This is a genomic window from Pseudomonas sp. 910_23, from assembly GCF_052850795.1.
This window is the reverse complement of record NZ_VXCZ01000026.1, coordinates 1-19,990: the sequence shown is the minus strand read 5'-3', so window position 1 is coordinate 19,990 and position 19,990 is coordinate 1. Positions and strand designations below refer to the sequence as shown.

Below are 19,990 nucleotides of genomic sequence, written 5' to 3'. Positions count from 1 at the left end.
ACGCTTTGCGCAAAGAAACTTCCCGGCTAATACGTGGGAAGCGTCTGTATACCTTGAGAGTCTGTAATCTCGTGCGCAGCCCTCTATCCACCCTTGCATCTGTCGGCATTCAGCCGGCAGTTGAATAGTGAGAGGGTGCTTATGACGTGTTTGCCGAGTGATAAACAGTTTTTTTCCTGCATCTCGCTGGCTCATTTGCCTGCCGCGCAGCGGGTTTTATTTGAGCAATGGGGTTGTGGCCTCTCAACCCGAGCCACCTACGCCAACGTGCACCACGCCTTCGAAGCGCAAGCGAGGCTGGCACCCCAGGCGACAGCTGCGGTATGCGCGGGCCAACGTATCAGCTATGAACAACTCAACCGACAAGCCAATCGATTGGCTGAGCATCTGCTTGGGCAGGGTGTTAAGCGTGGGGACACGGTGGGATTGTTCGTCGAGCGCTCGATTCCCATGCTGGTCGGTCTCCTGGCGGTGTTAAAGATTGGCGCCGCGTATGTCCCTCAGGACGCCAGAATCGTACCCACCCTGCAATTGGGCATGGTCCTCGAATCATTGACCAGCCCGGTGATTCTGACCTTATCGAGCCTGGTGGAGCGCATTCCGGCAGACGCGTCCCACCGCTGCCTCAATTTGGATACGTTCATTGCTCAAACGCCATGGCTGGCTGAAGACAATGATTGCGTGCGTGTCGGTGCTGGCCCGGATGATCTGTGCTTTGTACTGTTTACATCTGGAACCACAGGGCGCCCTAACGGCGTGTGTGTCAGCCACCGTAACGTATGCAACATTCTGCTCACTGAACCTGGGCGGATGGGGATGGCACCGGGTCGTACCGTAGGGCAGATTCTCAATATCGGCTTTGACATGGCGGCTTGGGAAATACTCGGTTGCCTGGCTCATGGTGCGACCTTGCTGATTCGCGGCAAAGACATCGCGCAGACGGCCGCACAGTGCAATGTGTTGATCGCAACGCCTTCGATACTGGCCACCCTTGAGCCTCGACAGTGTCCCCACCTCAACGTCGTTGCGGTGGCTGGAGAAGCCTGCTCCCAGGCTCTGGCGGATCGGTGGGCCGAGCACTGTACGTTCTACAACGGCTGCGGTCCTACCGAGACGACCATCGTCAACACGCTGCACCGGCATGTATTAGGCACGCCACTGACTATTGGCCGGCCAACCCCCAATAACACTGTCTATGTGCTCGATGAGCAGGGGCGTGCCTGTGCCTTGGGTGAAACGGGAGAGATGTGGGCCGGTGGTGCGGGTGTGACAGCAGGCTACCTGAACAATACGGCATTGACCCAGCAGCGATACCGTCCGGATCCCTTTCTCGGTGGCGACGCCATGATGTTCCGCACACGAGATTTGGGGCGCTGGGTGGGAGACGGCCAGCTCGAACACTTAGGGCGCGTGGATGACCAAGTGAAAGTCCGCGGCTTTCGCGTGGAACTGGATGCGGTGTCGGCGGCTCTGGAGGCCGGCGCTGGATGCATGCGCGCCGTCACTTTGAAGCTGGACAGCCGCACGTTGGTGGCCTTTGTTTCGCCTGCCAGCACTGACATCGAGGCTTGCCAAACCGCGTGCCAACAGCGCCTGGCCTATTACTGCGTGCCTCAGTCGATCTACGCAGTGGAGCATTTTCCACTGACAGCGAGGGGCAAGATCGATAAGGCATTGTTACTGCAAACGGCCCGGGAGAATCAGTTGGCGGTGCTGGCGTTCGCGACCGGGGAGCCCGGCCATGATTGATACGCTGATCCGTACCGTTGTACCGCCCAAGCCGGCGCTTTGGCGTCGCTGGACGTCACTGCCGATGTTTTCCTGTTACAACCGCCTGGCAGCCGCCGCGCTGATGGGCAACCTGGTGTTTTTGCTGTTGGCTGTGGACCTGCACGCCATCACGGTTCAGACGCTGTCGGACATGGTGCTGATCAACCTGTCGGTTGCCATTCTCGTTCGCCAGCAATACGTGATCAATGGGCTGTTCTGGCTGGCAACGCGAATACCGCCTACATGGCCCTTACAGGTGCGGCGTAGCGCGGCCAAGGTGTACCACTTCGGTGGGCTGCACAGTGGCGCAGCCTTTGCGGCCACTGGGTGGTTTGCCGCCCTGGTTGGCGTGCAGGTTACGCGCTACCTGCAACAACCTGACAGTGTTTCGGTGGCCGGGTTATGGGTCAGCGTTATGCTGCTCGGCTTATTGCTGCTCATAGTGGTCATGGCTCAACCACGTATTCGAGGCCGGTTCCACAATGGGTTTGAACGCGTTCATCGGTTTGGCGGTTGGAGTGCGTTGCTGTTGTTCTGGTGGCAAACGTTACTGACCACGTCGAGCCTGCTGCACAGCGTTACGTTTTGGATGCTGGCAGTGCTGACCCTGAGCGTCCTGCTGCCCTGGCTGCGGCTGCGCAAGGTGGCTGTTGAACACGCACAGCCTTCCGGGCATGCGGTGATTACGCGTTTGAGCCACACCACACCGTTCGCCGGTTCATCCACCGCGATCAGCCGCAACCCACTGCTGGAGTGGCATTCCTTTGCCAATATTCCCACGCCACACGAGGCGGGTTTCCGCCTGATAATTTCCCGCGCAGGGGATTGGACCGGCCGATTTATCGAGGACTTGCCGCAACATGTGTGGGTTAAGGGCATCACCACAGCGGGTGTTGCCAATGTAGAAACCCTGTTCAAGTCGGTGGTGTACATCGCCACTGGCAGCGGCATCGGGCCTGTCATGCCGCATCTGCTGGCGGCTCAGGTACCGATTCAGTTGATCTGGTCTGCCCGTAGCCCGAGGACGACCTATGGCGATGAACTGGTGGAGGAAATTCTGCGCGCCCAGCCTAGCGCATTGATCTGGGACACCGATGAGCGCGGCAAGCCAGACCTGGTGAAGTTGGCTTATGGTGCAGTGCAAGCCTTTGGTGCAGAAGCCGTGATCTGTATTGCCAACCAAACGGTGACCCAGCGTCTGGTGCAAGAGTTGGAAGCTCGGGGAATACCCGCCCATGGCGCGATCTGGGATTCCTGAGACAGCCCCAAGTGTGAACAACATCAATCAGTGGAGATGCCTATGAACGTGTTTGTGGAACGTCATGATCGAGTGGTCCTGGTCAAGCTCAACCGTCCTGAAGTCAAGAATGCGCTGAGTTCGGCGCTGATGACTGAGTTGATCAGTCATCTGGAAGCAATGGATCGAGACCCTCGGATTGGGTGTTTTGTCATTACCGGCACCGCAGAGTTCTTCGCGGCAGGGGCCGATATCAAAGAGATGAGCGGCAAGTCCTATCTGGACGTGCTCAACGAAGACTACTTCGTCGGTTGGGAGGGCTTCACCCGTTTGCGCACCCCGACGATTGCCGCAGTGGCGGGCTATGCGTTTGGCGGAGGCTGTGAGCTGGCGATGATGTGCGACATGATTTTCGCTGCTGATACCGCTACCTTTGCACAGCCGGAAATTAAGCTAGGCGTCATCCCGGGCATGGGCGCGACCCAGCGGTTGACCGGGCTGATCGGCAAGGCCAAGACCATGGACCTGGTGTTGACTGGCCGGTCAATGACCGCCACGGAAGCAGAGCAGGCGGGGTTGGTGTCGCGGGTTTACCCGGCTGCGAACTTGCTGGACGAGGTGATGGCGGTGGCGGCACAAATTGCCTCCTTCTCGCGAACGGCCACCCGTGCAGCGCGGCAGGCGGTGGAGCATTCTCTGGAGGTCGGGTTGCACGAAGGTGTGCGTCAGGAGCGAAGGTTGTTTCATGGACTGTTTGCCACGCCTGATCAGCAAGAAGGAATGCAGGCATTTCTTCACAAGCGGCAGGCCTTGTTTAATCAGCCCTAGCCGGCACTCGATCTGGCCGCGCGTTGACTACAAAGAAACTACAGTGAAGGGGGAATAAGCCTACGTGGGATTCGTCTCATAACACTTTCCCCCTGCGGCCTCGGGCCCTGGAGCTTCTATGGTTGATCACTCTTTACCGCCGCGTCCGCCTCTTGGTACTACAAGTCTGCTCGTCAGGCTGGCGTGTATAGGGGGCGTTGTGGCAGTGTTGGTGGTTGCATTTGCCTACGTCAACGGCACCCTCGACCCACAGCGTCTGCGGCCAAAGACCTTGGTCAATGCCCTGGAAACCAATAACGGCGTACACCCGGGCTTTCGCCGCAATCATGCCAAAGGTGTGTGTGTGGCGGGTTACTTCGAGGCGAGCACAGAGGCGCGTGCTTACTCCAGCGCCCAGGTGTTCAGCGAGGCCAAGACCCCGGTGATTGGCCGGTTTGCTTTGCCCAGCGGCAATCCATATGCACCGGACAGCAGTGTGCCGATTCGCAGTTTTGCCGTGCAATTCAGCCAGGCAAACGGCCAGCAGTGGCGAACGGGAATGAACAGTATGCCGGTGTTTCCGGTGGGCACGCCCGAGGCGTTCTACCAGCTGCTCAAGGCGGGTGCGCCAGACCCGGCCACCGGCAAGCCGAACCCTGCGAACATGCCGGCGTTTTTTGCCGCACACCCGGAGACGGCGCCGTTCCTGGCCTGGGTCAAGACTGCCAAGCCATCGGCCAGTTATGCGACGCAAACCTACAACGGCATCAATGCGTTTTACCTGGTGGGCGAAGGTGGCAAGCGTCAGGCCGTGCGGTGGAGTGTGGTGCCGCAAAGCCAGGACGCGGCGGGTGATGCTGCGCCGTCGGGCAGTGACTTCCTGGAACAGGATTTGGTGCAGCGCCTGGCCGCCGGGCCTTTGCGTTGGCAGTTGAACATGACCCTGGCCAACCCCGGCGACCCCTTGGATGACGCGAGCAAGACCTGGACCGGCCCGCATACGCAGCTCAACGCCGGCACTCTGGTACTGCAAAGCAGCCAGCCGCAGGCAGACGGTGATTGCCGTGATATCAACTTTGACCCGCTGATTTTGCCCAGCGGTATCGAGGCCTCCAACGACCCGTTGCTGGCCGCACGCTCCGCCGCGTATGCCAGTTCGTATCTGCGCCGTGCGGGTGAAGTCAGCCCGTTGCACAGCCCCCCTCAGGAGTCGAAGCCATGAATGCTCAACCGCGTTTTTTTGCACCGCTGGCGCGTCTGTTGCACTGGCTGATGGCGCTGATGATCATTGCCATGCTGTTTATTGGTGCGGGATTGGCGGCGTCGGTGTCGGAACGCCATGAATGGCTGATCCACCTGCACAAACCGCTGGGTATTGCGATCCTGGCCCTGGTGCTCGTGCGTTTGGCCGTGCGCTTTGCCACCCGGCAACCGCCGTTGCCAGCCGATTTGCCGATGTGGCAAGTGCTGGCGGCCAAGGCTTCCCATGTGCTGCTGTATGCGTTGATGCTGGTGTTGCCGCTGCTGGGCTGGGCGATGATTTCGGCCGCCGGTGACCCGGTGATGCTCAGCAGTTCTGTGCAACTGCCAGCGCTGGTAGGGGCGAATGCGCCGTTGTTTGCGCTGTTGCGTAAGGCTCACGGCTACCTTGCCTATCTGTTGTTCCTGACAGTGCTGGTGCACTTGGCGGCGGCGCTGTTCCACGGGTTGATCCGCCGCGATGGGGTATTGCAGAGCATGACCGGCACCCGGGATTGATCGCTCACCACAAAAAGCTTGCCACAAGGGTTAACGCAAAAGCCCGACGATATCGGCGACGCTGCTCAATACGTCCTTGCCCAGCTGTTTCGATCGATCGCCCGACCAGCCGGTACGCGGGTTGGGCGCATCGTCGTTGTCCTTGAAGGGCATCTCCAGGGTCAGGGACAGGCAGTCGTACTTCTCACCGACTGCGTTGCAGGCCAGGGTCATGTTAGCTTCGCCCGGCAGGTCGCGGGTGTAGCCGTAGGTGGTTTGGAAGTCCCGGGTCAGATGGCTCAGGTGGTTGCGAAAGTGTTTTTCCAGGGCTTCGATGCGTGGGGTGTAGCCTGGATTGCCTTCGCAGCCGGCAGTGAAGATGTAGGGGATTTCTTCGTCGCCATGGATATCGAGGAACAGGTCCACGCCGTACTTTTCCATTTGCTGCTGCACAAACAGTACTTCCGGGCTGGTTTCCTGATTGGCGCTCTGCCAGGCGCGGTTGAGATCCTGGCCCATGGCGTTGGTACGCAGGTGACCGTGAAAAGCGCCATCGGGGTTCATGTTGGGCACCAGGTACAGGTCGGCCACTTTCAAGAGTTTTTTCAACTCCGCGTCACCGTCCTTTTGCAGGCGTTCAATCACGCCCTCCATAAACCATTCGGCCATGTGTTCGCCGGGGTGCTGTTGGGCAATGATCCACACCTTGCGGCGACCTTCAGCCCCTTTGCCACGGCGCAACAGTTGTATATCGCGGCCTTCGACGCTCTTGCCGGTGGCCAGCAGCTTGACGCCGGCGTACTTCAGGGCTTGTTCGATCAGCCAGTCGTGACGTTCACGGCTGTAGGGTTCGAAGTAGGCGAACCATACGTGCTTTTCGCGGGTCTGGAGCGTGATATGCAGGATCTCGCCATCAAAGCGCGTTGGCACCCGGAACCAGTTGATATGGTCATAGGATGCCACGGCGTTGTAGCCGCTCCAGGCGTGTTTATAGGATGAGCCACCGGCGTTGCTCAATCGAAAAGTGTGGGTGTGCCCCACATGCATGCCTTCGGCCTTGAAGTGGAACCATTGAAAATGTTTGCTGCGGGTGTCGGGTTTGATTGCCAGTAACAACTGATAGGCATCGCTGGCATCCAGGACCTGGATATTGCCGCTGTCGAAGTCGGTGCTGATCTTGATGGAGGTCAAGGCCACGGTCATAGTCTGGTTGCCTGAATATGAGTGATGTGGCGGCTATATTACACAGAGGTCAGGTAAAACCTGGATGCAAAATTGTTGCACGGGGAGGGGGCGTCATCCCTGACGCCGCGGCAGCTTAGGGGCTATGAGATTGATTCTCAAGCGCTATTTCGCAAAGATCCGGGCTAGAGCGGTCGTGTGGCTTTCTTTCGACGATGGTCTTTTGCTACCATGCGCGCCATCGAGTAACACAGTCTTCATTAGCCTGAAGCCATGCCAGGGAAACTGGCAAAAAAAAGACCCGGCCAAAGAGCCGGGTCAAAAACCGTGATTAGCCTGATGAGGAGATATTCCAAGAGTCCGACCTAAGGTCCCTTGGTCTATCGACTGATCTCGCGATCAGCTGGGTCCAATAATAATCATTATCATTTGCAAGTCAAATGTTTTTATCCCTTGGATAGAAATATTTTTCTTTCGTGTCTGTTACGCGTTTGCCTGGGCCCCCGGCGCTTGCAACGAGCGCTCCACCATCGCCTTCGCCATATCGATCAAATACACCACGGAAAACGCCAGGTCGCGCTGATTGCCTTGATGGCTGCACGCTGATTCGTAGGCGGTTGCCGCAGCACTGCGCAGCAGGTCAGACGCGTGAACCAGGGCTTCCTCTTGGCTGACGCCCGGCTTGATCGCGAACAGGGCACCCTCCACGGCTGGTGCCGACATATCTTCTTTCAAGTAATAGTCCAGCGCGCGCTGGGCCGCGCCGCTGTGGCACATGTTCTGTAATTCAACCTGTTCGGGTATTTCAGGCAATGAAAGCGGGCTATTCGTCATAAGCGGCAGTACTCCGGTGGGTGTCGAAATCCTTAGGCTTGATGATAGTACGTATCGTATTTATGTCGTTTTATGGATTACTACAAACTGTTTATTGCCCCGAAAAATACGCACCGTATTGTCAGGCGCCATGGATAACTGGATAGCGTTGGTCAAAGCCAACATGAAAGACCGCAAGGTCACGCAGGAGCAACTGGCAGAGCGCCTGGGTATGTCCCAGGGCGGCGTCGGCCATTGGCTCAACAAGCGCCGAGTGCCGAGCCTTGCGGACATGAACCGGGTGCTGGCCGAGCTCGGGCTGGGCTACCTGGAGGTGGCGCTGGAGATTCGCGAACGGGCCGCGCAAGAGCCTGCGTTGCAACAGCACTACAACCCGTATTTTCGCTATCCGGTCAGCGACTGGCAGCAGGCGTGCGAGCTGCGCGAAGAGCGTGCACCCTATGGGCCTGGCCGCTACGAATTGAGCGATTACCACGCGCGTGGCGAGGCGTTCTGGCTGCCTGTAACGGGCGACGCCATGACCGCGCCCACGGGCATGAGCATCGGTGCCGGGACGATGATCCTGGTGGATCCGGCCATCGATCCTGTACCCGGCAAACTGGTGGTCGCCCAATGGTCTGGCAGTTCCCAGGCCACTTTTCGCCAATTGCAGGAAGAGAGCGGCCAGCGCTATCTGGTGCCGCTCAATCCGACGTACCCCAAGGCGCTGCTCACCGACGACTGCCACATCCTTGGCGTCGTGGTGCAAGCCACCGCGAAGTTCTAGGCGGTGGTTTCAAGCTCCACCAGCGCGCTGCCTTCGGCAACCATTTCACCTTCCTGGCAGAACAGCGCCTTGACCACCCCGGCATGGGGCGCACGGATGCTGTGTTCCATCTTCATGGCTTCGAGTACCACCAGCTGTGTGCCAGCCTCAACGGTTTGGCCTACCTCTACCAGCACGCGAACGATGCTGCCGTTCATCGGTGCGCTGAGACCGCCCTGATGAGATTGGCCGGCCTCGACCGCCGCAATCGGGTCGAACAGCCTGACGGCATGCATCTCGCCATTCCAGCGCAGGTACAGGCTGCCTTCGTTGCGGACCGCCAGATGGGCACGGCGTACACCCTGGTGTTCGATCAGCAGCTGCTCGCCGCACAACTGCGACGTGTGCCCGGCCAATGTCACCAGCCGATCCTGCCCGTTGCAGCTCAGATGCAGCGACACTTCGGCGGGCAGGCCCGCACGAAAGCCCTGGTTATTGGCCCAAGGCCCATCACCTACCGGCAGGCTCTGCATAAACGCCGAACCTGCTGCCTGCCAGAATGCATCGCTCAACGCACCGGGCGCCGGTAACAGTTCATCCTGATAACGCGGGATAAACCCGGTGTCCAATTCGGCCGCCGCGAACGCGGGATGGCCGATGATGCGCCGCAGAAAACCCAGGTTGGTCTTGAGCCCACCCACCGCGAACTCATCGAGCATACTTAAAAGTCGCAGGCGTGCCTGTTCGCGGTCTTCACCCCAGGCAATCAGTTTGCCGAGCATCGGGTCGTAGAAGGGCGACACGCTGTCCCCTTGCTCGACACCGCTGTCTACCCGACGGCCCGGGCCTGGGCTGGATTCGCGGTACAGCGCCAGGTGACCGGTGGCCGGCAGGAACTCGTTGGCCGGATCTTCGGCATACAGCCGCACTTCAATCGCATGACCGATCAAGGGTACCTGCTCCTGTGTGATCGGCAGCGCCTCGCCCTGGGCGACCCGGATCTGCCACGCCACCAGGTCCAGACCGGTAATCGCTTCGGTGACCGGATGCTCCACCTGCAGTCGCGTGTTCATCTCCATAAAGAAAAACTCGCCACGGGCATCCAGCAGAAACTCCACCGTACCGGCACCGACGTAGCCGATGGCCTGGGCCGCCCGCACGGCCGCTTCGCCCATGGCCTTGCGTTGCTCAACGCTGAGCCCTGGCGCCGGCGCTTCTTCGACAACCTTTTGATGGCGCCGCTGGATCGAGCAGTCGCGCTCATTGAGGTACAGGCAATGGCCATGCTGGTCGGCAAACACTTGAATCTCGACATGGCGCGGCTTGAGCAGGTACTTCTCCACCAGCATCTGCCCATTGCCGAAGGACGACAGCGCCTCGCGCTGGGCGGAGGCCAGGGCATCGGCCAATTGGCTGACATCCTCGACCACCTTCATGCCCTTGCCGCCGCCACCGGCCGTAGCCTTGAGCAATACCGGGTAGCCAATACGCTCACAGGCGGCGCGGAAGGTCTCCAGGTCCTGGGCCTCGCCGTGATAGCCCGGCACGAGGGGCACACCGGCGGTTTCCATCAATGCCTTGGCCGCCGATTTGCTGCCCATGGCGTCGATGGCGGCAGCGGGCGGGCCGAGGAAGATCAAGTTTGCCGCCTCGATGGCCCGGGCAAAGCCAGCGTTTTCCGAGAGGAAGCCGTAGCCGGGGTGAATCGCCTGGGCGCCACTGGCGTGGGCGGCGGCAATCAGTTTGTCGATTTGCAGGTAACTGTCGGTGGCTTTGCTGCCTCCCAGGTCGACACGAATATCCGCCTCGCGGCTATGGCGCGCATCACGGTCGATGGCGCTGTGCACGGCCACGGTCGTCAGCCCCATGGCCTTGGCGGTGCGCATGACCCGGCAGGCAATCTCGCCACGGTTGGCTACCAGTACGGTGGTCAGTGTGCTCATGAGCGCGGCTCCTGGGCTTGCCAGCTCGGCGCACGTTTTTGCAGGAAGGCCCGCAACCCTTCCTGGCCTTCGGCGCTTACGCGAATGCGCGCAATGGCGTTTTCGCAATAACGTCGCAGCGCCGGGGTGAGGGCACCGTTGCCCACTTCACGCAGTAAATCCTTACTGGCGCGCATCGCCGCCGGACTGTTTTGCAGCAGGTTGGCCACCCACTGGTCCACCTGGTGATCCAGGCTCTCGGCCGGATAACTCTCTGCCAGCAAGCCGATCTCCTGCGCCCGCTGGCCGCCAAATCGCTCAGCCGTCAGAGCATAGCGGCGGGCCGCGCGTTGGCCGATGGCCTGCACCACGAATGGGCTGATCACTGCGGGCGCCAGGCCGATGCGCACTTCCGACAGGCAGAATTGCGCGTCATCGGCGCCGATGGCCATGTCGCAGCAACTGATCAACCCCAGCGCGCCACCATAGGCCGCACCTTGCACCACGGCCAGCGTGGGGATTTTCAGCTTGGACAGGTTGTACATCAGCTCCGCCAGTTCGCGAGCGTCGTCCAGGTTGGTGTGGTAGTCCAGCTCGGCCGACTGCTGCATCCAGGCCAGGTCGGCGCCGGCACTGAAATGCTTGCCGCGCCCGCGCAGTATCAGAAATCGCAGGGACGGGTCGGCTTGCACCCGGTCCAGGGCGATGATCAGTTCGCGGATCATTTCGGCATTGAACGCGTTGTTCTTGGCTTCACGACTGAGCCACAGCGTGGCAAAGCCACGGCTGTCGGTGATCAGTTCGAGGGTGTTGAAATCGTTCATGGGGTGCAGCTCCATTTACATGCGGAACACGCCGAAGCGGCTCGGCTCGATGCGGGCGTTCAGTGCGGCGGACAAGGCCAGGGCCAGCACGTCGCGAGTCTGCAACGGGTCGATGACACCGTCATCCCACAAGCGCGCGCTGGAGTAGTAGGGGTGGCCCTGGGTTTCATACTGGTCGAGGATCGGCTGCTTGATGGCGGCTTCCTCCTGCGCACTGAAACCGCTGCCTGCGCGCTCAGCCTGCTCGCGCTTGACTTGTACCAGCACCCCGGCGGCCTGTTCGGCGCCCATCACGCCAATGCGTGCGTTGGGCCACATCCACAAGAAGCGCGGGTCATAGGCGCGGCCGCACATCCCATAGTTACCGGCGCCAAAACTGCCACCGATGATCACGGTGAACTTCGGCACCCTGGCGCACGCCACCGCCGTGACCAGCTTGGCACCATGTTTGGCGATGCCGCCGGCTTCGTATTTCTGGCCGACCATAAAGCCGGTGATGTTTTGCAGGAACAGCAGGGGGATCCCACGCTGGCAAGCCAGTTCGATAAAGTGCGCGCCTTTCTGCGCGGCCTCGGCGAACAGGATGCCGTTGTTGGCCAGGATCGCAATCGGGTAGCCATGCAAGTGCGCAAAGCCGCAGACCAACGTTGTCCCGAACAACGCCTTGAACTCGTCGAACACCGAAGCGTCCACCAACCGCGCGATGACTTCGCGCACATCGAACGGCTGCTTGGCATCCGCCGGAATCACGCCGTACAGCTCTTCGCTGCTGTACAGCGGTGCCACAGGCGTGCGCTGCAGCAACTCACCTTGTTTGCGCCAATTAAGGTTGGCCACGCTGCGCCGGGCCAGCGCCAGGGCGTGTTCGTCGCTGTCGGCGTAGTGGTCGGCCACGCCGGAGATCTTGCAGTGCACATCGGCGCCGCCGAGGTCTTCGGCGCTGACCACCTCACCGGTGGCCGCCTTCACCAGCGGCGGGCCCGCAAGGAAAATGGTGGCTTGCTGGCGCACCATGATTGCTTCATCGGCCATCGCCGGCACATAGGCGCCGCCGGCGGTACATGAACCCATCACCACGGCGATCTGCGGGATGCCCTGGGCGCTCATGTTGGCCTGGTTGAAGAAGATCCGCCCGAAGTGTTCGCGGTCGGGGAATACTTCGTCCTGGCGCGGCAGGTTGGCGCCGCCGGAATCCACCAGGTAGATGCACGGCAGACGATTCTGCTCGGCGATGGTCTGGGCGCGCAGGTGCTTTTTCACTGTCAGTGGGTAGTAGGAACCGCCTTTGACCGTGGCATCGTTGGCGACGATCATGCACTCCACGCCTTCCACACGGCCGATTCCGGCAATCACGCCAGCCGCCGGTACGTCTTCGCCATACACCTGATGAGCCGCCAGTTGGCTGAGTTCAAGAAACGGCGAACCCGGGTCGAGCAAGCGATTGATGCGCTCCCGGGGCAGCAGCTTGCCGCGCGAGGTGTGGCGTTCCTGGGCCTTGGCACCGCCACCCTGTTGCACGTGGGCGAGCAGGGTATGCAGGGCGTCGACCTGTGCAAGCATCGCCGCGCTATTGGCGGCAAATTCCGCCGAGCGCGGGTTGAGTTGGGTATGCAGGGTGGCCATGACGCGCTCCTTCAGCGGGTTTCGTTGAACAGTTCGCGACCGATCAACATCCGCCGAATTTCACTGGTGCCGGCGCCGATTTCATACAGCTTGGCGTCACGCAACAGGCGCCCGGCGGGGAATTCGTTGATATAGCCGTTGCCGCCCAGGATCTGGATCGCATCCAGGGCCATCTGCGTGGCGCGCTCGGCGCTGTACAGGATCACACCGGCGGCGTCCTTGCGCGTAGTCTCGCCCCGCTCGCAGGCTTGGGCCACGGCGTAGAGGTAGGCGCGGCTGGCGTTGAGCTGGGTGTACATGTCGGCAACCTTGCCCTGGATCAGCTGGAATTCACCGATGCTCTGGCCGAACTGCTTGCGGTCGTGGATGTAGGGCACGATCAAATCCATGCACGCCTGCATGATCCCGGTGGGGCCGCCGGACAGCACCACGCGTTCGTAGTCCAGGCCGCTCATCAGCACTTTCACGCCGCCATTGAGCACGCCGAGGATGTTTTCTTCCGGTACTTGCACGTCATCAAAAAACAGCTCGCAGGTATTGGAGCCGCGCATGCCCAGCTTGTCGAACTTGTTGCTGCGACTGAAGCCTTTCCAGTCGCGCTCGACGATGAAGGCTGTGATGCCGTGGGGGCCTTTTTCCAGGTCGGTCTTGGCGTAGATCACATAGGTATTGGCGTCGGGGCCGTTGGTGATCCAGGTCTTGCTACCGTTGAGTACGTAGTGGTCGCCGCGTTTGTCGGCGCGCAGTTTCATCGAGACCACATCGGAGCCGGCATTCGGCTCGCTCATGGCCAGGGCGCCGATGTGCTCGCCGCTGATCAGCTTGGGCAGGTACTTGAGTTTCTGTTCGTGGTTGCCGTTGCGATTGATCTGGTTGACGCACAGGTTGGAGTGCGCACCGTATGACAGCGCCACCGAGGCCGAGCCGCGGCTGATTTCTTCCATGCTCACTACATGGGCCAGGTAACCCAGGCCGGCGCCGCCGTATTCTTCCGGCACGGTGATGCCCAGCAGGCCCATGTCCCCGAACTTGCGCCACAGGTCGGCGGGGAACAGGTTATCGATGTCGATCTGCGCCGCACGCGGTGCGACTTCCTTGGCCACAAAGGACTGCACCTGGTCGCGCAGCATGTCGATGGTTTCGCCGAGGGCGAAGTTCAGGGACGGGTAACTCATGGGCAGGCACCTTAATGTCAGCTTTGTTGTTGTGTGGGTTGGGCGCAGGAGGAGGGCGCTCACCTTTACGTTAACGTAAGCTTGCGTTGCGGTGCTGTCAATCGTAGTTTACGTTTACGTCAACCTACAAAAAAGACAACAAGGGGTCGTTATGGATCAACCGAATCAGAGCTACAGCCGTGGCTCTCAGGACAAGCGCTTGCTGGCCATGACCATTGGCCAGGCATTCGATCAAACCGTCGCGCAGTATCCCGATGGCGAAGCCTTGGTGGTTCGCCATCAGCAGCTGCGCTACACCTGGCGGCAACTGGCCGAGGCGGTTGATCTGCATGCACGGGCGTTCCTCGCCTTGGGTATGCAGATCGGTGACCGCCTGGGTATCTGGGCACCCAATTGCGCCGAATGGCTGATCTGCCAGGTGGCAAGCGCTAAGCTCGGTGTGATCCTCGTCAATATCAACCCGGCCTATCGCAGCAGTGAGCTGGATTACGTGCTCAAGCAATCCGGCTGCCAATGGCTGGTGTGCGCCGGTTCGTTCAAGAACTCCGATTACCACGCCATGCTCCAGGCATTGAAGCCTGAGCTGCGCGGCCTCATCAGTCTCGATCCCAGCCCGCCGCCGACATTCATGCCCTGGTCGCAATTATCGGCCCTGGGCGCAGGCGTGCCGCCCGAGCAACTGCAAAGCCGGCAGACCAGCCTGCACTTCGACCAACCCGTGAATATCCAATACACCTCCGGCACCACCGGTTTCCCCAAGGGTGCCACCCTCAGTCATCACAATATCCTCAATAACGGTTACATGGTCGGCGAAAGCCTGGGCTTGACCGCGCAGGACCGCCTGGTCATCCCGGTGCCGCTGTATCACTGCTTCGGCATGGTGATGGGCAACCTCGGTTGCATCACCCACGGCACCACCATGATCTATCCCAATGATGGTTTCGACCCGCTGCTGACACTGACTGCCGTCGCCGAAGAACGAGCCACCGGCCTGTACGGCGTGCCGACCATGTTTATCGCCATGCTTGATCACCCAGGCCGGGCCGCGTTCGACTTGGCCAGCCTGCGCACCGGCATTATGGCCGGGGCGACATGCCCTATCGAAGTCATGCGCCGGGTCATCAACGAACTGCACATGCGCGAAGTGCAAATTGCCTACGGCATGACCGAAACCAGCCCCGTGTCGCTGCAAACCGGGGCGGATGACGATATAGAACGGCGCGTCACCACGGTGGGCCGCACCCAACCGCAACTGGAGACCAAGATTGTCGATGATGCCGGCAACACCGTGGTGCGCGGCGTGATCGGTGAACTATGTACGCGCGGCTACAGCGTGATGCTCGGTTACTGGAACAACCCCGACGGCACCCGCGAGGCAATCGATGAGGCCGGCTGGATGCACACCGGCGACCTGGCAACCATGGACGAGCACGGCTACGTCTGCATTGCCGGGCGTAACAAGGACATGATTATTCGCGCGGGCGAGAACGTGTACCCGCGTGAGCTGGAAGAGTTTTTCTTCACCCACCCGGCAGTGGCCGATGTGCAGATCATCGGTATTCCGGATGAGCGTTACGGTGAAGAAATCGTCGCCTGGATCAAGTTTCATCCCGGCCATGTGGCCAACGAGCTGGAACTGTCGAGCTGGTGCAAGGACCGCATCGCCCACTTCAAGACGCCCAGGTACTTCAAGTTTGTGGACGAGTTTCCGATGACGGTGACGGGCAAGATCCAGAAATTCCGGATGCGCGAAATTTCCATCGAAGAGTTGCGAAAGCGTCCTCAATAACGCGCCAGAAAGCACAAAGGGGACCCGAAGGTCCCCTTTAATTTGTCGTTGCGTGCTCTTTTCTTATTATTGAGGGGCGGCCTGTTGTTGTTTTTGGTAGCCGTGGCCCGTACCGCTATTTTTGGCGACCCCCATCCGGGGTCAAGAGCAAACGTATTTTTTTGAGCGCTGACCTGCTTCTTCGTAAACGATCCAACCAGTGGTAGCTACCTGAGGTAGTTTTATTTTTCTCTATCCGGTTGCGGGTTGCGGCATGCCGTACCCTGCGAAGCACATCTTCTCCAAAAAAATCTGTTAGCTGCGTCTCTGCCGTGTTGTTTTTGTTATGTCAGAGTCGTTTCGTCTTGTTTTTATTAGGTTTGGCGCTTTTTATTCTTGTTATGCCATAGAGATAGCAGGAGCCGTGCCAACTTTTTAAATTCGTTTAAAATCATGTAGTTAGTATTTTTCGGGCAAATAGTTTTGCCTAGGCATGACGAATTATGTTCCCGCGTTACCCGTTGTGCAGGTGTGCGGTAACACATTGTCACAGCTGTGCTACTCAACTGGCGTTACGCACCTTCGCAACACGGGACCCGCTAGGTCGACCAAGGACGTGGCTGATCTGCCGGCCTGCGCCAATCAAGCGTTCCAGGTCGATCCCCGTTTCGATCCCCAAACCGTTGAGCAGGTACAACACGTCTTCGGTGGCCACGTTACCACTGGCGCCCTTGGCGTAAGGGCAGCCGCCGAGGCCCGCGATAGAGCTGTCGAATACATTTATGCCTTCCAGCAGGCTGGCATAGATATTGGCGATGGCCTGGCCGTAGGTGTCATGGAAATGCCCGGCCAGCTTGTCCCTTGGCACTTGCGCCCCGACCACTTCGAACAGGCGCCGAGTTGCGCCCGCGGTGCCCGTGCCGATGGTGTCACCCAGGGACACTTCATAGCAGCCCATGGCGTACAGCTCACTGGCGACCGCGGCCACTTGCTCCGGGGCGATATCGCCTTCGTAAGGGCAGCCCAACACGCACGACACATACCCGCGCACGCTGATGCCGTGCTGTTTGGCCGCGGCCATGATCGGCGCGAATCGCTCCAGGCTTTCGCTGATGGAGCAGTTGATATTGCGCTGGGAAAACGCCTCGGACGCCGCGGCAAACACCGCAACTTCCTTGACCCCGGCCGCCAGCGCATCCTCAAACCCGCGCAGGTTCGGCGCCAGTGCACCGTAGGTCACGCCGGGCTTGCGCTGGATCTGCGCGAATACCTCAGCCGAACCGGCCATCTGCGGCACCCATTTTGGCGAGACAAAACTGCCGACTTCGATATAGCTCAAGCCGGCTTCGCTCAACGCGTCTACCAACTGGACTTTGTCCGCCACGCTGATGGGCTGGGCTTCGTTCTGCAAACCGTCGCGTGGGCCGACTTCCACCAGGCGCACGTAAGAGGGGAGGGACATGGCAGTTACCTTCTGGTTAATGGCCGGCTTGGCTCATGGTGTGCGCAAGGGCCTGGGTGCAACGCTCTTCGGCGGTGTCCAGTTCCAGCTTCATTTGTTCGATATCCAGCAGTTGCTGTTCCAACTGTTCGCGGCGTTCGGCGATCTTCGCCAACATGCTGTTGAGCTGGATCTGGTTGCCGCCGCTGGGGTCGTAGAGTTCGATCAGTTCGCGGCATTCGGCCAGGGAAAAGCCGATGCGCTTGCCCCGCAGGATCAGCTTGAGGCTGACTTTGTCCCGCGCCGAGTAGATACGCTCCTGGCCCCGACGTTCCGGGGCCAGTAGGCCTTGTTCTTCATAGAAGCGAATGGCGCGGGTGGTGATGTCGAGCTCGCGGGCGAGGTCGGAGATGCTGTAGGTGGTGCTCATAGCGATGCTCAAGAAAGGCTTGGCGCTAAGCTAATTGCAGGTTGACGTGAACGTCAAGGGGCGCTGCGCGTGCCATCGGGGGCAAGCCCCCTCCCACAATGGGTATTCTTGAACCTTAGGATTGCTGTTTGTCGAGCTTCTTTTCGTGGGCGGTGACTTGCTGGCACAACTCGATCATCTGCTCACGCATCCAGCGGTTTGCCGGGTCCTGGTCGGTGCTTTCATGCCAGTACAGGTGGGTTTCCACCGGGGGCACGTCGTTGACCGGCAGGTTGAACCAGTGCAGTTCATGGCGACGAGCGAAGCGTTCGGGCACGGTCATGACCATGTCGGTCTGCTGCAACACTTGCGAAGCCATCAGGTAGTGCTGCGAGCGCAGGGCGATCTTGCGTTGGATGCCCATTTTGCCCAGCGCCAGGTCCACATGGCCCAAGCCATTGCGACGGCTGGAGATATGGATGTGGGTTAATGACAGGTAGTCATCCAGGCTGAATTTGTCCTTGCCTGCCATGGGGTGACCCTTGCGCATGGCGCACACGTAGCGGTCTTCCATCAATTTGACATGGCGCACCTGCGGGTCGGTGTTGAGCGGCGCATCCACGGCAAAATCCAGGCGCCCGGCGGCCAGTTCCTTGGTGGTCTCACGGCGCTTGGACAGGAAACTCTCGATCACCACGGTCGGCGCCAGGCGGCGCAGGCGCTGGAACAATAACGGCAGAATCACCGCTTCAGTGAGGTCGGTCATGCTGATGCGGTAGGTCTTGGCGGCCTGCTGGGGATTGAAAATCCGGCTTTCCTGCACCGACACGCGCAGCAACGACAGCGCATTGCGCACCGGGCCGATGATGTTCTGCGCCATCGGTGTGGGCACCATGCCTTGGGCGGTGCGCACAAACAGCGGGTCGTTGAAGGTTTCGCGCAGACGTGCCAGGGCGTTGGACACCGCTGGCTGGGTGATGCCGACGATCTGCCCGGCGCGGGTCAGGTTGGCTTCGGTATAGATCGCATCAAAGACGATGAAGAGGTTGAGGTCGACCTTGCTCAAATTCATTTCGTTGCGCTCTTATTGTGAGTGTCCATGCGCCGATCATATATCGGTGATGAATGTTAATACACGCCGAGAATAGGCTAGGTAAATTATCAGCGCTGTTCTAGCATCGAATACATGACCTAAACAACCTCTCAAAGAAGGGAGCTGCTCATGGATTTCGCCTATTCGCCCAAGGTTCAGGAACTGCGTGAGCGCGTCACTGCGTTCATGGACGCATACGTCTATCCGGCCGAGCCGGTGTTTGAGCGCCAAGTCAGCGAAGGTGATCGCTGGCAGCCCACGGCCATCATGGAAGAACTCAAGGCCAAGGCAAAAGCGGAGGGCTTGTGGAACCTGTTCCTGCCGGAATCCGAGCTGGGCGCTGGCTTGACTAACCTTGAGTACGCGCCGCTCGCGGAAATCATGGGGCGTTCGTTATTGGGCCCGGAGCCGTTCAACTGCTCCGCTCCCGACACCGGCAATATGGAAGTGCTGGTGCGCTACGCCAACGAAGAGCAGAAACAACGCTGGCTTGAGCCACTGTTGCGGGGAGAGATTCGCTCCGCCTTCGCCATGACCGAGCCCGATGTCGCCTCTTCGGATGCCACCAACATGGCCGCCCGCGCCGAACGCCAGGGCGATGAGTGGGTGATCAACGGCAAGAAATGGTGGACCTCCGGCGCCTGTGACCCGCGTTGCAAAATCCTGATCTTCATGGGCTTGAGCAACCCGGATGCGCCGCGCCATCAGCAGCACTCGATGATTCTGGTGCCGGTAGACACCCCCGGCGTGAAAATCGTGCGCCCGTTGCCGGTGTTCGGCTACGACGATGCCCCCCATGGCCACGCCGAGGTGCTGTTCGACAACGTGCGCGTGCCGTATGAGAACGTCTTGCTGGGGGAAGGTCGTGGCTTCGAAATCGCCCAGGGCCGCCTTGGCCCGGGCCGTATCCACCACTGCATGCGCTCCATCGGCATGGCTGAGCGTGCCCTGGAATTGATGTGCAAACGCTCGGTGAGCCGCACCGCGTTCGGCAAGCCGCTGGCCCGCCTGGGTGGCAATATCGACAAGATTGCCGACTCACGCATGGAAATCGACATGGCGCGCCTGCTGACCCTGAAAGCGGCGTACATGATGGACACCGTGGGCAATAAAGTGGCGAAAAGCGAAATCGCCCAGATCAAGGTGGTGGCGCCGAATGTGGCCTTGAAGGTGATCGACCGTGCGATCCAGATTCATGGCGGCGCCGGGGTTTCCAATGATTTTCCGCTGGCCTATATGTACGCCATGCAACGTACCCTGCGCCTGGCGGATGGCCCGGACGAAGTGCACCGCGCGGCGATCGGCAAGTTCGAGATTGGCAAGTATGTGCCGCGTGAGTTGATGCGCGGCGGGCAGTAACACCGCGTCACCTCTATCGGGAGCAAGCCCCCTCCCACATTTTGACTGTATTCACAAATCCAAG

General features: G+C 60.0%; 17 protein-coding genes. 8 read left to right on the top strand and 9 right to left on the bottom strand.

Annotated elements, in window-relative coordinates; all coding sequences use genetic code 11:
• Positions 1-141 precede the first annotated feature (141 nt).
• The 5 genes from FW800_RS25000 to FW800_RS24980 all read left to right on the top strand — a co-directional run bounded on the left by FW800_RS25000 (position 142) and on the right by FW800_RS24980 (position 5,572).
• Positions 142-1,749, top strand: coding sequence for an amino acid adenylation domain-containing protein (locus FW800_RS25000; protein WP_446438674.1), 1,608 nt, complete (start codon positions 142-144; stop codon positions 1,747-1,749).
• Positions 1,742-3,028 carry a hypothetical protein gene (locus FW800_RS24995; protein ID WP_446438673.1) on the top strand — a complete coding sequence of 429 codons (1,287 nt, stop codon included), beginning with the start codon at positions 1,742-1,744 and terminating at the stop codon, positions 3,026-3,028. Before FW800_RS25000 ends, FW800_RS24995 begins: the two co-directional genes overlap by 8 nt.
• Positions 3,029-3,070: 42 nt before the next feature.
• The gene (locus FW800_RS24990; protein WP_032880559.1) at positions 3,071-3,835 is read left to right on the top strand and encodes an enoyl-CoA hydratase-related protein; all 765 of its coding nucleotides are present in this window, start codon (positions 3,071-3,073) and stop codon (positions 3,833-3,835) included.
• A gap of 118 nt (positions 3,836-3,953) precedes the next feature.
• On the top strand, positions 3,954-5,036 hold the full coding sequence (locus FW800_RS24985; protein WP_078821699.1) for a catalase family peroxidase: 1,083 nt from the start codon (positions 3,954-3,956) through the stop codon (positions 5,034-5,036).
• Positions 5,033-5,572, top strand: coding sequence for a cytochrome b (locus FW800_RS24980; protein ID WP_032880561.1), 540 nt, complete (start codon positions 5,033-5,035; stop codon positions 5,570-5,572). The genes FW800_RS24985 and FW800_RS24980 overlap by 4 nt, the downstream gene beginning before the upstream one ends.
• A gap of 30 nt (positions 5,573-5,602) precedes the next feature.
• Here FW800_RS24980 and FW800_RS24975 read toward each other — a convergent pair whose 3' ends face one another.
• Complete coding sequence (locus FW800_RS24975) at positions 5,603-6,754, bottom strand: M14 family metallopeptidase (protein ID WP_005789223.1); 1,152 nt, start codon at positions 6,752-6,754, stop codon at positions 5,603-5,605.
• Between the two features lie 462 nt (positions 6,755-7,216).
• Positions 7,217-7,567 (bottom strand): DUF6124 family protein, encoded by a 351-nt coding sequence (locus FW800_RS24970; RefSeq protein WP_177464476.1) that lies wholly within the window; start codon positions 7,565-7,567, stop codon positions 7,217-7,219.
• A gap of 130 nt (positions 7,568-7,697) precedes the next feature.
• On the opposite strand from FW800_RS24970, the gene FW800_RS24965 reads away from it, so the two are divergent.
• Entirely contained in the window at positions 7,698-8,333 is a 636-nt protein-coding gene (locus FW800_RS24965) for a LexA family protein (RefSeq protein ID WP_446438672.1), read from the top strand.
• Here FW800_RS24965 and FW800_RS24960 read toward each other — a convergent pair.
• Genes FW800_RS24960 through FW800_RS24945 form a run of 4 tightly spaced genes read right to left on the bottom strand, consistent with a single transcriptional unit; the run spans position 8,330 to position 13,856 of the window.
• A complete protein-coding gene (locus FW800_RS24960; RefSeq protein WP_446438671.1) occupies positions 8,330-10,255 on the bottom strand; it encodes an acetyl/propionyl/methylcrotonyl-CoA carboxylase subunit alpha in 1,926 nt (641 codons plus the stop codon). The two genes, FW800_RS24965 and FW800_RS24960, sit on opposite strands and share 4 nt — an antisense overlap.
• Positions 10,252-11,058 carry a gamma-carboxygeranoyl-CoA hydratase gene (locus FW800_RS24955; RefSeq protein ID WP_032880565.1) on the bottom strand — a complete coding sequence of 269 codons (807 nt, stop codon included), beginning with the start codon at positions 11,056-11,058 and terminating at the stop codon, positions 10,252-10,254. Before FW800_RS24955 ends, FW800_RS24960 begins: the two co-directional genes overlap by 4 nt.
• A gap of 15 nt (positions 11,059-11,073) precedes the next feature.
• Positions 11,074-12,681, bottom strand: coding sequence for a carboxyl transferase domain-containing protein (locus FW800_RS24950; protein WP_216091728.1), 1,608 nt, complete (start codon positions 12,679-12,681; stop codon positions 11,074-11,076).
• Positions 12,682-12,692: 11 nt separating this feature from the next.
• Positions 12,693-13,856 carry an isovaleryl-CoA dehydrogenase gene (locus FW800_RS24945; protein WP_005789212.1) on the bottom strand — a complete coding sequence of 388 codons (1,164 nt, stop codon included), beginning with the start codon at positions 13,854-13,856 and terminating at the stop codon, positions 12,693-12,695.
• A 151-nt stretch (positions 13,857-14,007) separates the two neighbouring features.
• Here FW800_RS24945 and FW800_RS24940 point away from each other — a divergent pair, with 151 nt between their 5' ends.
• On the top strand, positions 14,008-15,645 hold the full coding sequence (locus FW800_RS24940) for an AMP-binding protein (RefSeq protein WP_446438670.1): 1,638 nt from the start codon (positions 14,008-14,010) through the stop codon (positions 15,643-15,645).
• Between the two features lie 541 nt (positions 15,646-16,186).
• Here FW800_RS24940 and FW800_RS24935 read toward each other — a convergent pair.
• From FW800_RS24935 to FW800_RS24925, 3 genes are all read right to left on the bottom strand, one after another.
• The gene (locus FW800_RS24935; protein ID WP_148853527.1) at positions 16,187-17,086 is read right to left on the bottom strand and encodes a hydroxymethylglutaryl-CoA lyase; all 900 of its coding nucleotides are present in this window, start codon (positions 17,084-17,086) and stop codon (positions 16,187-16,189) included.
• Positions 17,087-17,102: 16 nt separating this feature from the next.
• Positions 17,103-17,495 carry a MerR family transcriptional regulator gene (locus FW800_RS24930; protein ID WP_005789203.1) on the bottom strand — a complete coding sequence of 131 codons (393 nt, stop codon included), beginning with the start codon at positions 17,493-17,495 and terminating at the stop codon, positions 17,103-17,105.
• A gap of 115 nt (positions 17,496-17,610) precedes the next feature.
• Positions 17,611-18,546 (bottom strand): LysR family transcriptional regulator, encoded by a 936-nt coding sequence (locus FW800_RS24925; RefSeq protein WP_032880570.1) that lies wholly within the window; start codon positions 18,544-18,546, stop codon positions 17,611-17,613.
• Positions 18,547-18,696: 150 nt separating this feature from the next.
• Between FW800_RS24925 and FW800_RS24920 the strand changes: the two genes are divergently transcribed.
• Positions 18,697-19,926, top strand: a complete 1,230-nt coding sequence (locus FW800_RS24920) for an acyl-CoA dehydrogenase (RefSeq protein WP_103734472.1) — start codon at positions 18,697-18,699, stop codon at positions 19,924-19,926.
• Positions 19,927-19,990 lie beyond the last annotated feature (64 nt).

Excerpts from the sequence above, each read along its gene's own strand:
- FW800_RS25000 (WP_446438674.1), top strand. The coding sequence starts at position 142 with ATGACGTGTTTGCCGAGTGATAAACAGTTTTTTTCCTGCATCTCGCTG.
- FW800_RS24995 (WP_446438673.1), top strand. The coding sequence starts at position 1,742 with ATGATTGATACGCTGATCCGTACCGTTGTACCGCCCAAGCCGGCGCTT.
- FW800_RS24990 (WP_032880559.1), top strand. The coding sequence starts at position 3,071 with ATGAACGTGTTTGTGGAACGTCATGATCGAGTGGTCCTGGTCAAGCTC.
- FW800_RS24985 (WP_078821699.1), top strand. The coding sequence starts at position 3,954 with ATGGTTGATCACTCTTTACCGCCGCGTCCGCCTCTTGGTACTACAAGT.
- FW800_RS24980 (WP_032880561.1), top strand. The coding sequence starts at position 5,033 with ATGAATGCTCAACCGCGTTTTTTTGCACCGCTGGCGCGTCTGTTGCAC.
- FW800_RS24975 (WP_005789223.1), bottom strand. The coding sequence starts at position 6,754 with ATGACCGTGGCCTTGACCTCCATCAAGATCAGCACCGACTTCGACAGC.
- FW800_RS24970 (WP_177464476.1), bottom strand. The coding sequence starts at position 7,567 with ATGACGAATAGCCCGCTTTCATTGCCTGAAATACCCGAACAGGTTGAA.
- FW800_RS24965 (WP_446438672.1), top strand. The coding sequence starts at position 7,698 with ATGGATAACTGGATAGCGTTGGTCAAAGCCAACATGAAAGACCGCAAG.
- FW800_RS24960 (WP_446438671.1), bottom strand. The coding sequence starts at position 10,255 with ATGAGCACACTGACCACCGTACTGGTAGCCAACCGTGGCGAGATTGCC.
- FW800_RS24955 (WP_032880565.1), bottom strand. The coding sequence starts at position 11,058 with ATGAACGATTTCAACACCCTCGAACTGATCACCGACAGCCGTGGCTTT.
- FW800_RS24950 (WP_216091728.1), bottom strand. The coding sequence starts at position 12,681 with ATGGCCACCCTGCATACCCAACTCAACCCGCGCTCGGCGGAATTTGCC.
- FW800_RS24945 (WP_005789212.1), bottom strand. The coding sequence starts at position 13,856 with ATGAGTTACCCGTCCCTGAACTTCGCCCTCGGCGAAACCATCGACATG.
- FW800_RS24940 (WP_446438670.1), top strand. The coding sequence starts at position 14,008 with ATGGATCAACCGAATCAGAGCTACAGCCGTGGCTCTCAGGACAAGCGC.
- FW800_RS24935 (WP_148853527.1), bottom strand. The coding sequence starts at position 17,086 with ATGTCCCTCCCCTCTTACGTGCGCCTGGTGGAAGTCGGCCCACGCGAC.
- FW800_RS24930 (WP_005789203.1), bottom strand. The coding sequence starts at position 17,495 with ATGAGCACCACCTACAGCATCTCCGACCTCGCCCGCGAGCTCGACATC.
- FW800_RS24925 (WP_032880570.1), bottom strand. The coding sequence starts at position 18,546 with ATGAATTTGAGCAAGGTCGACCTCAACCTCTTCATCGTCTTTGATGCG.
- FW800_RS24920 (WP_103734472.1), top strand. The coding sequence starts at position 18,697 with ATGGATTTCGCCTATTCGCCCAAGGTTCAGGAACTGCGTGAGCGCGTC.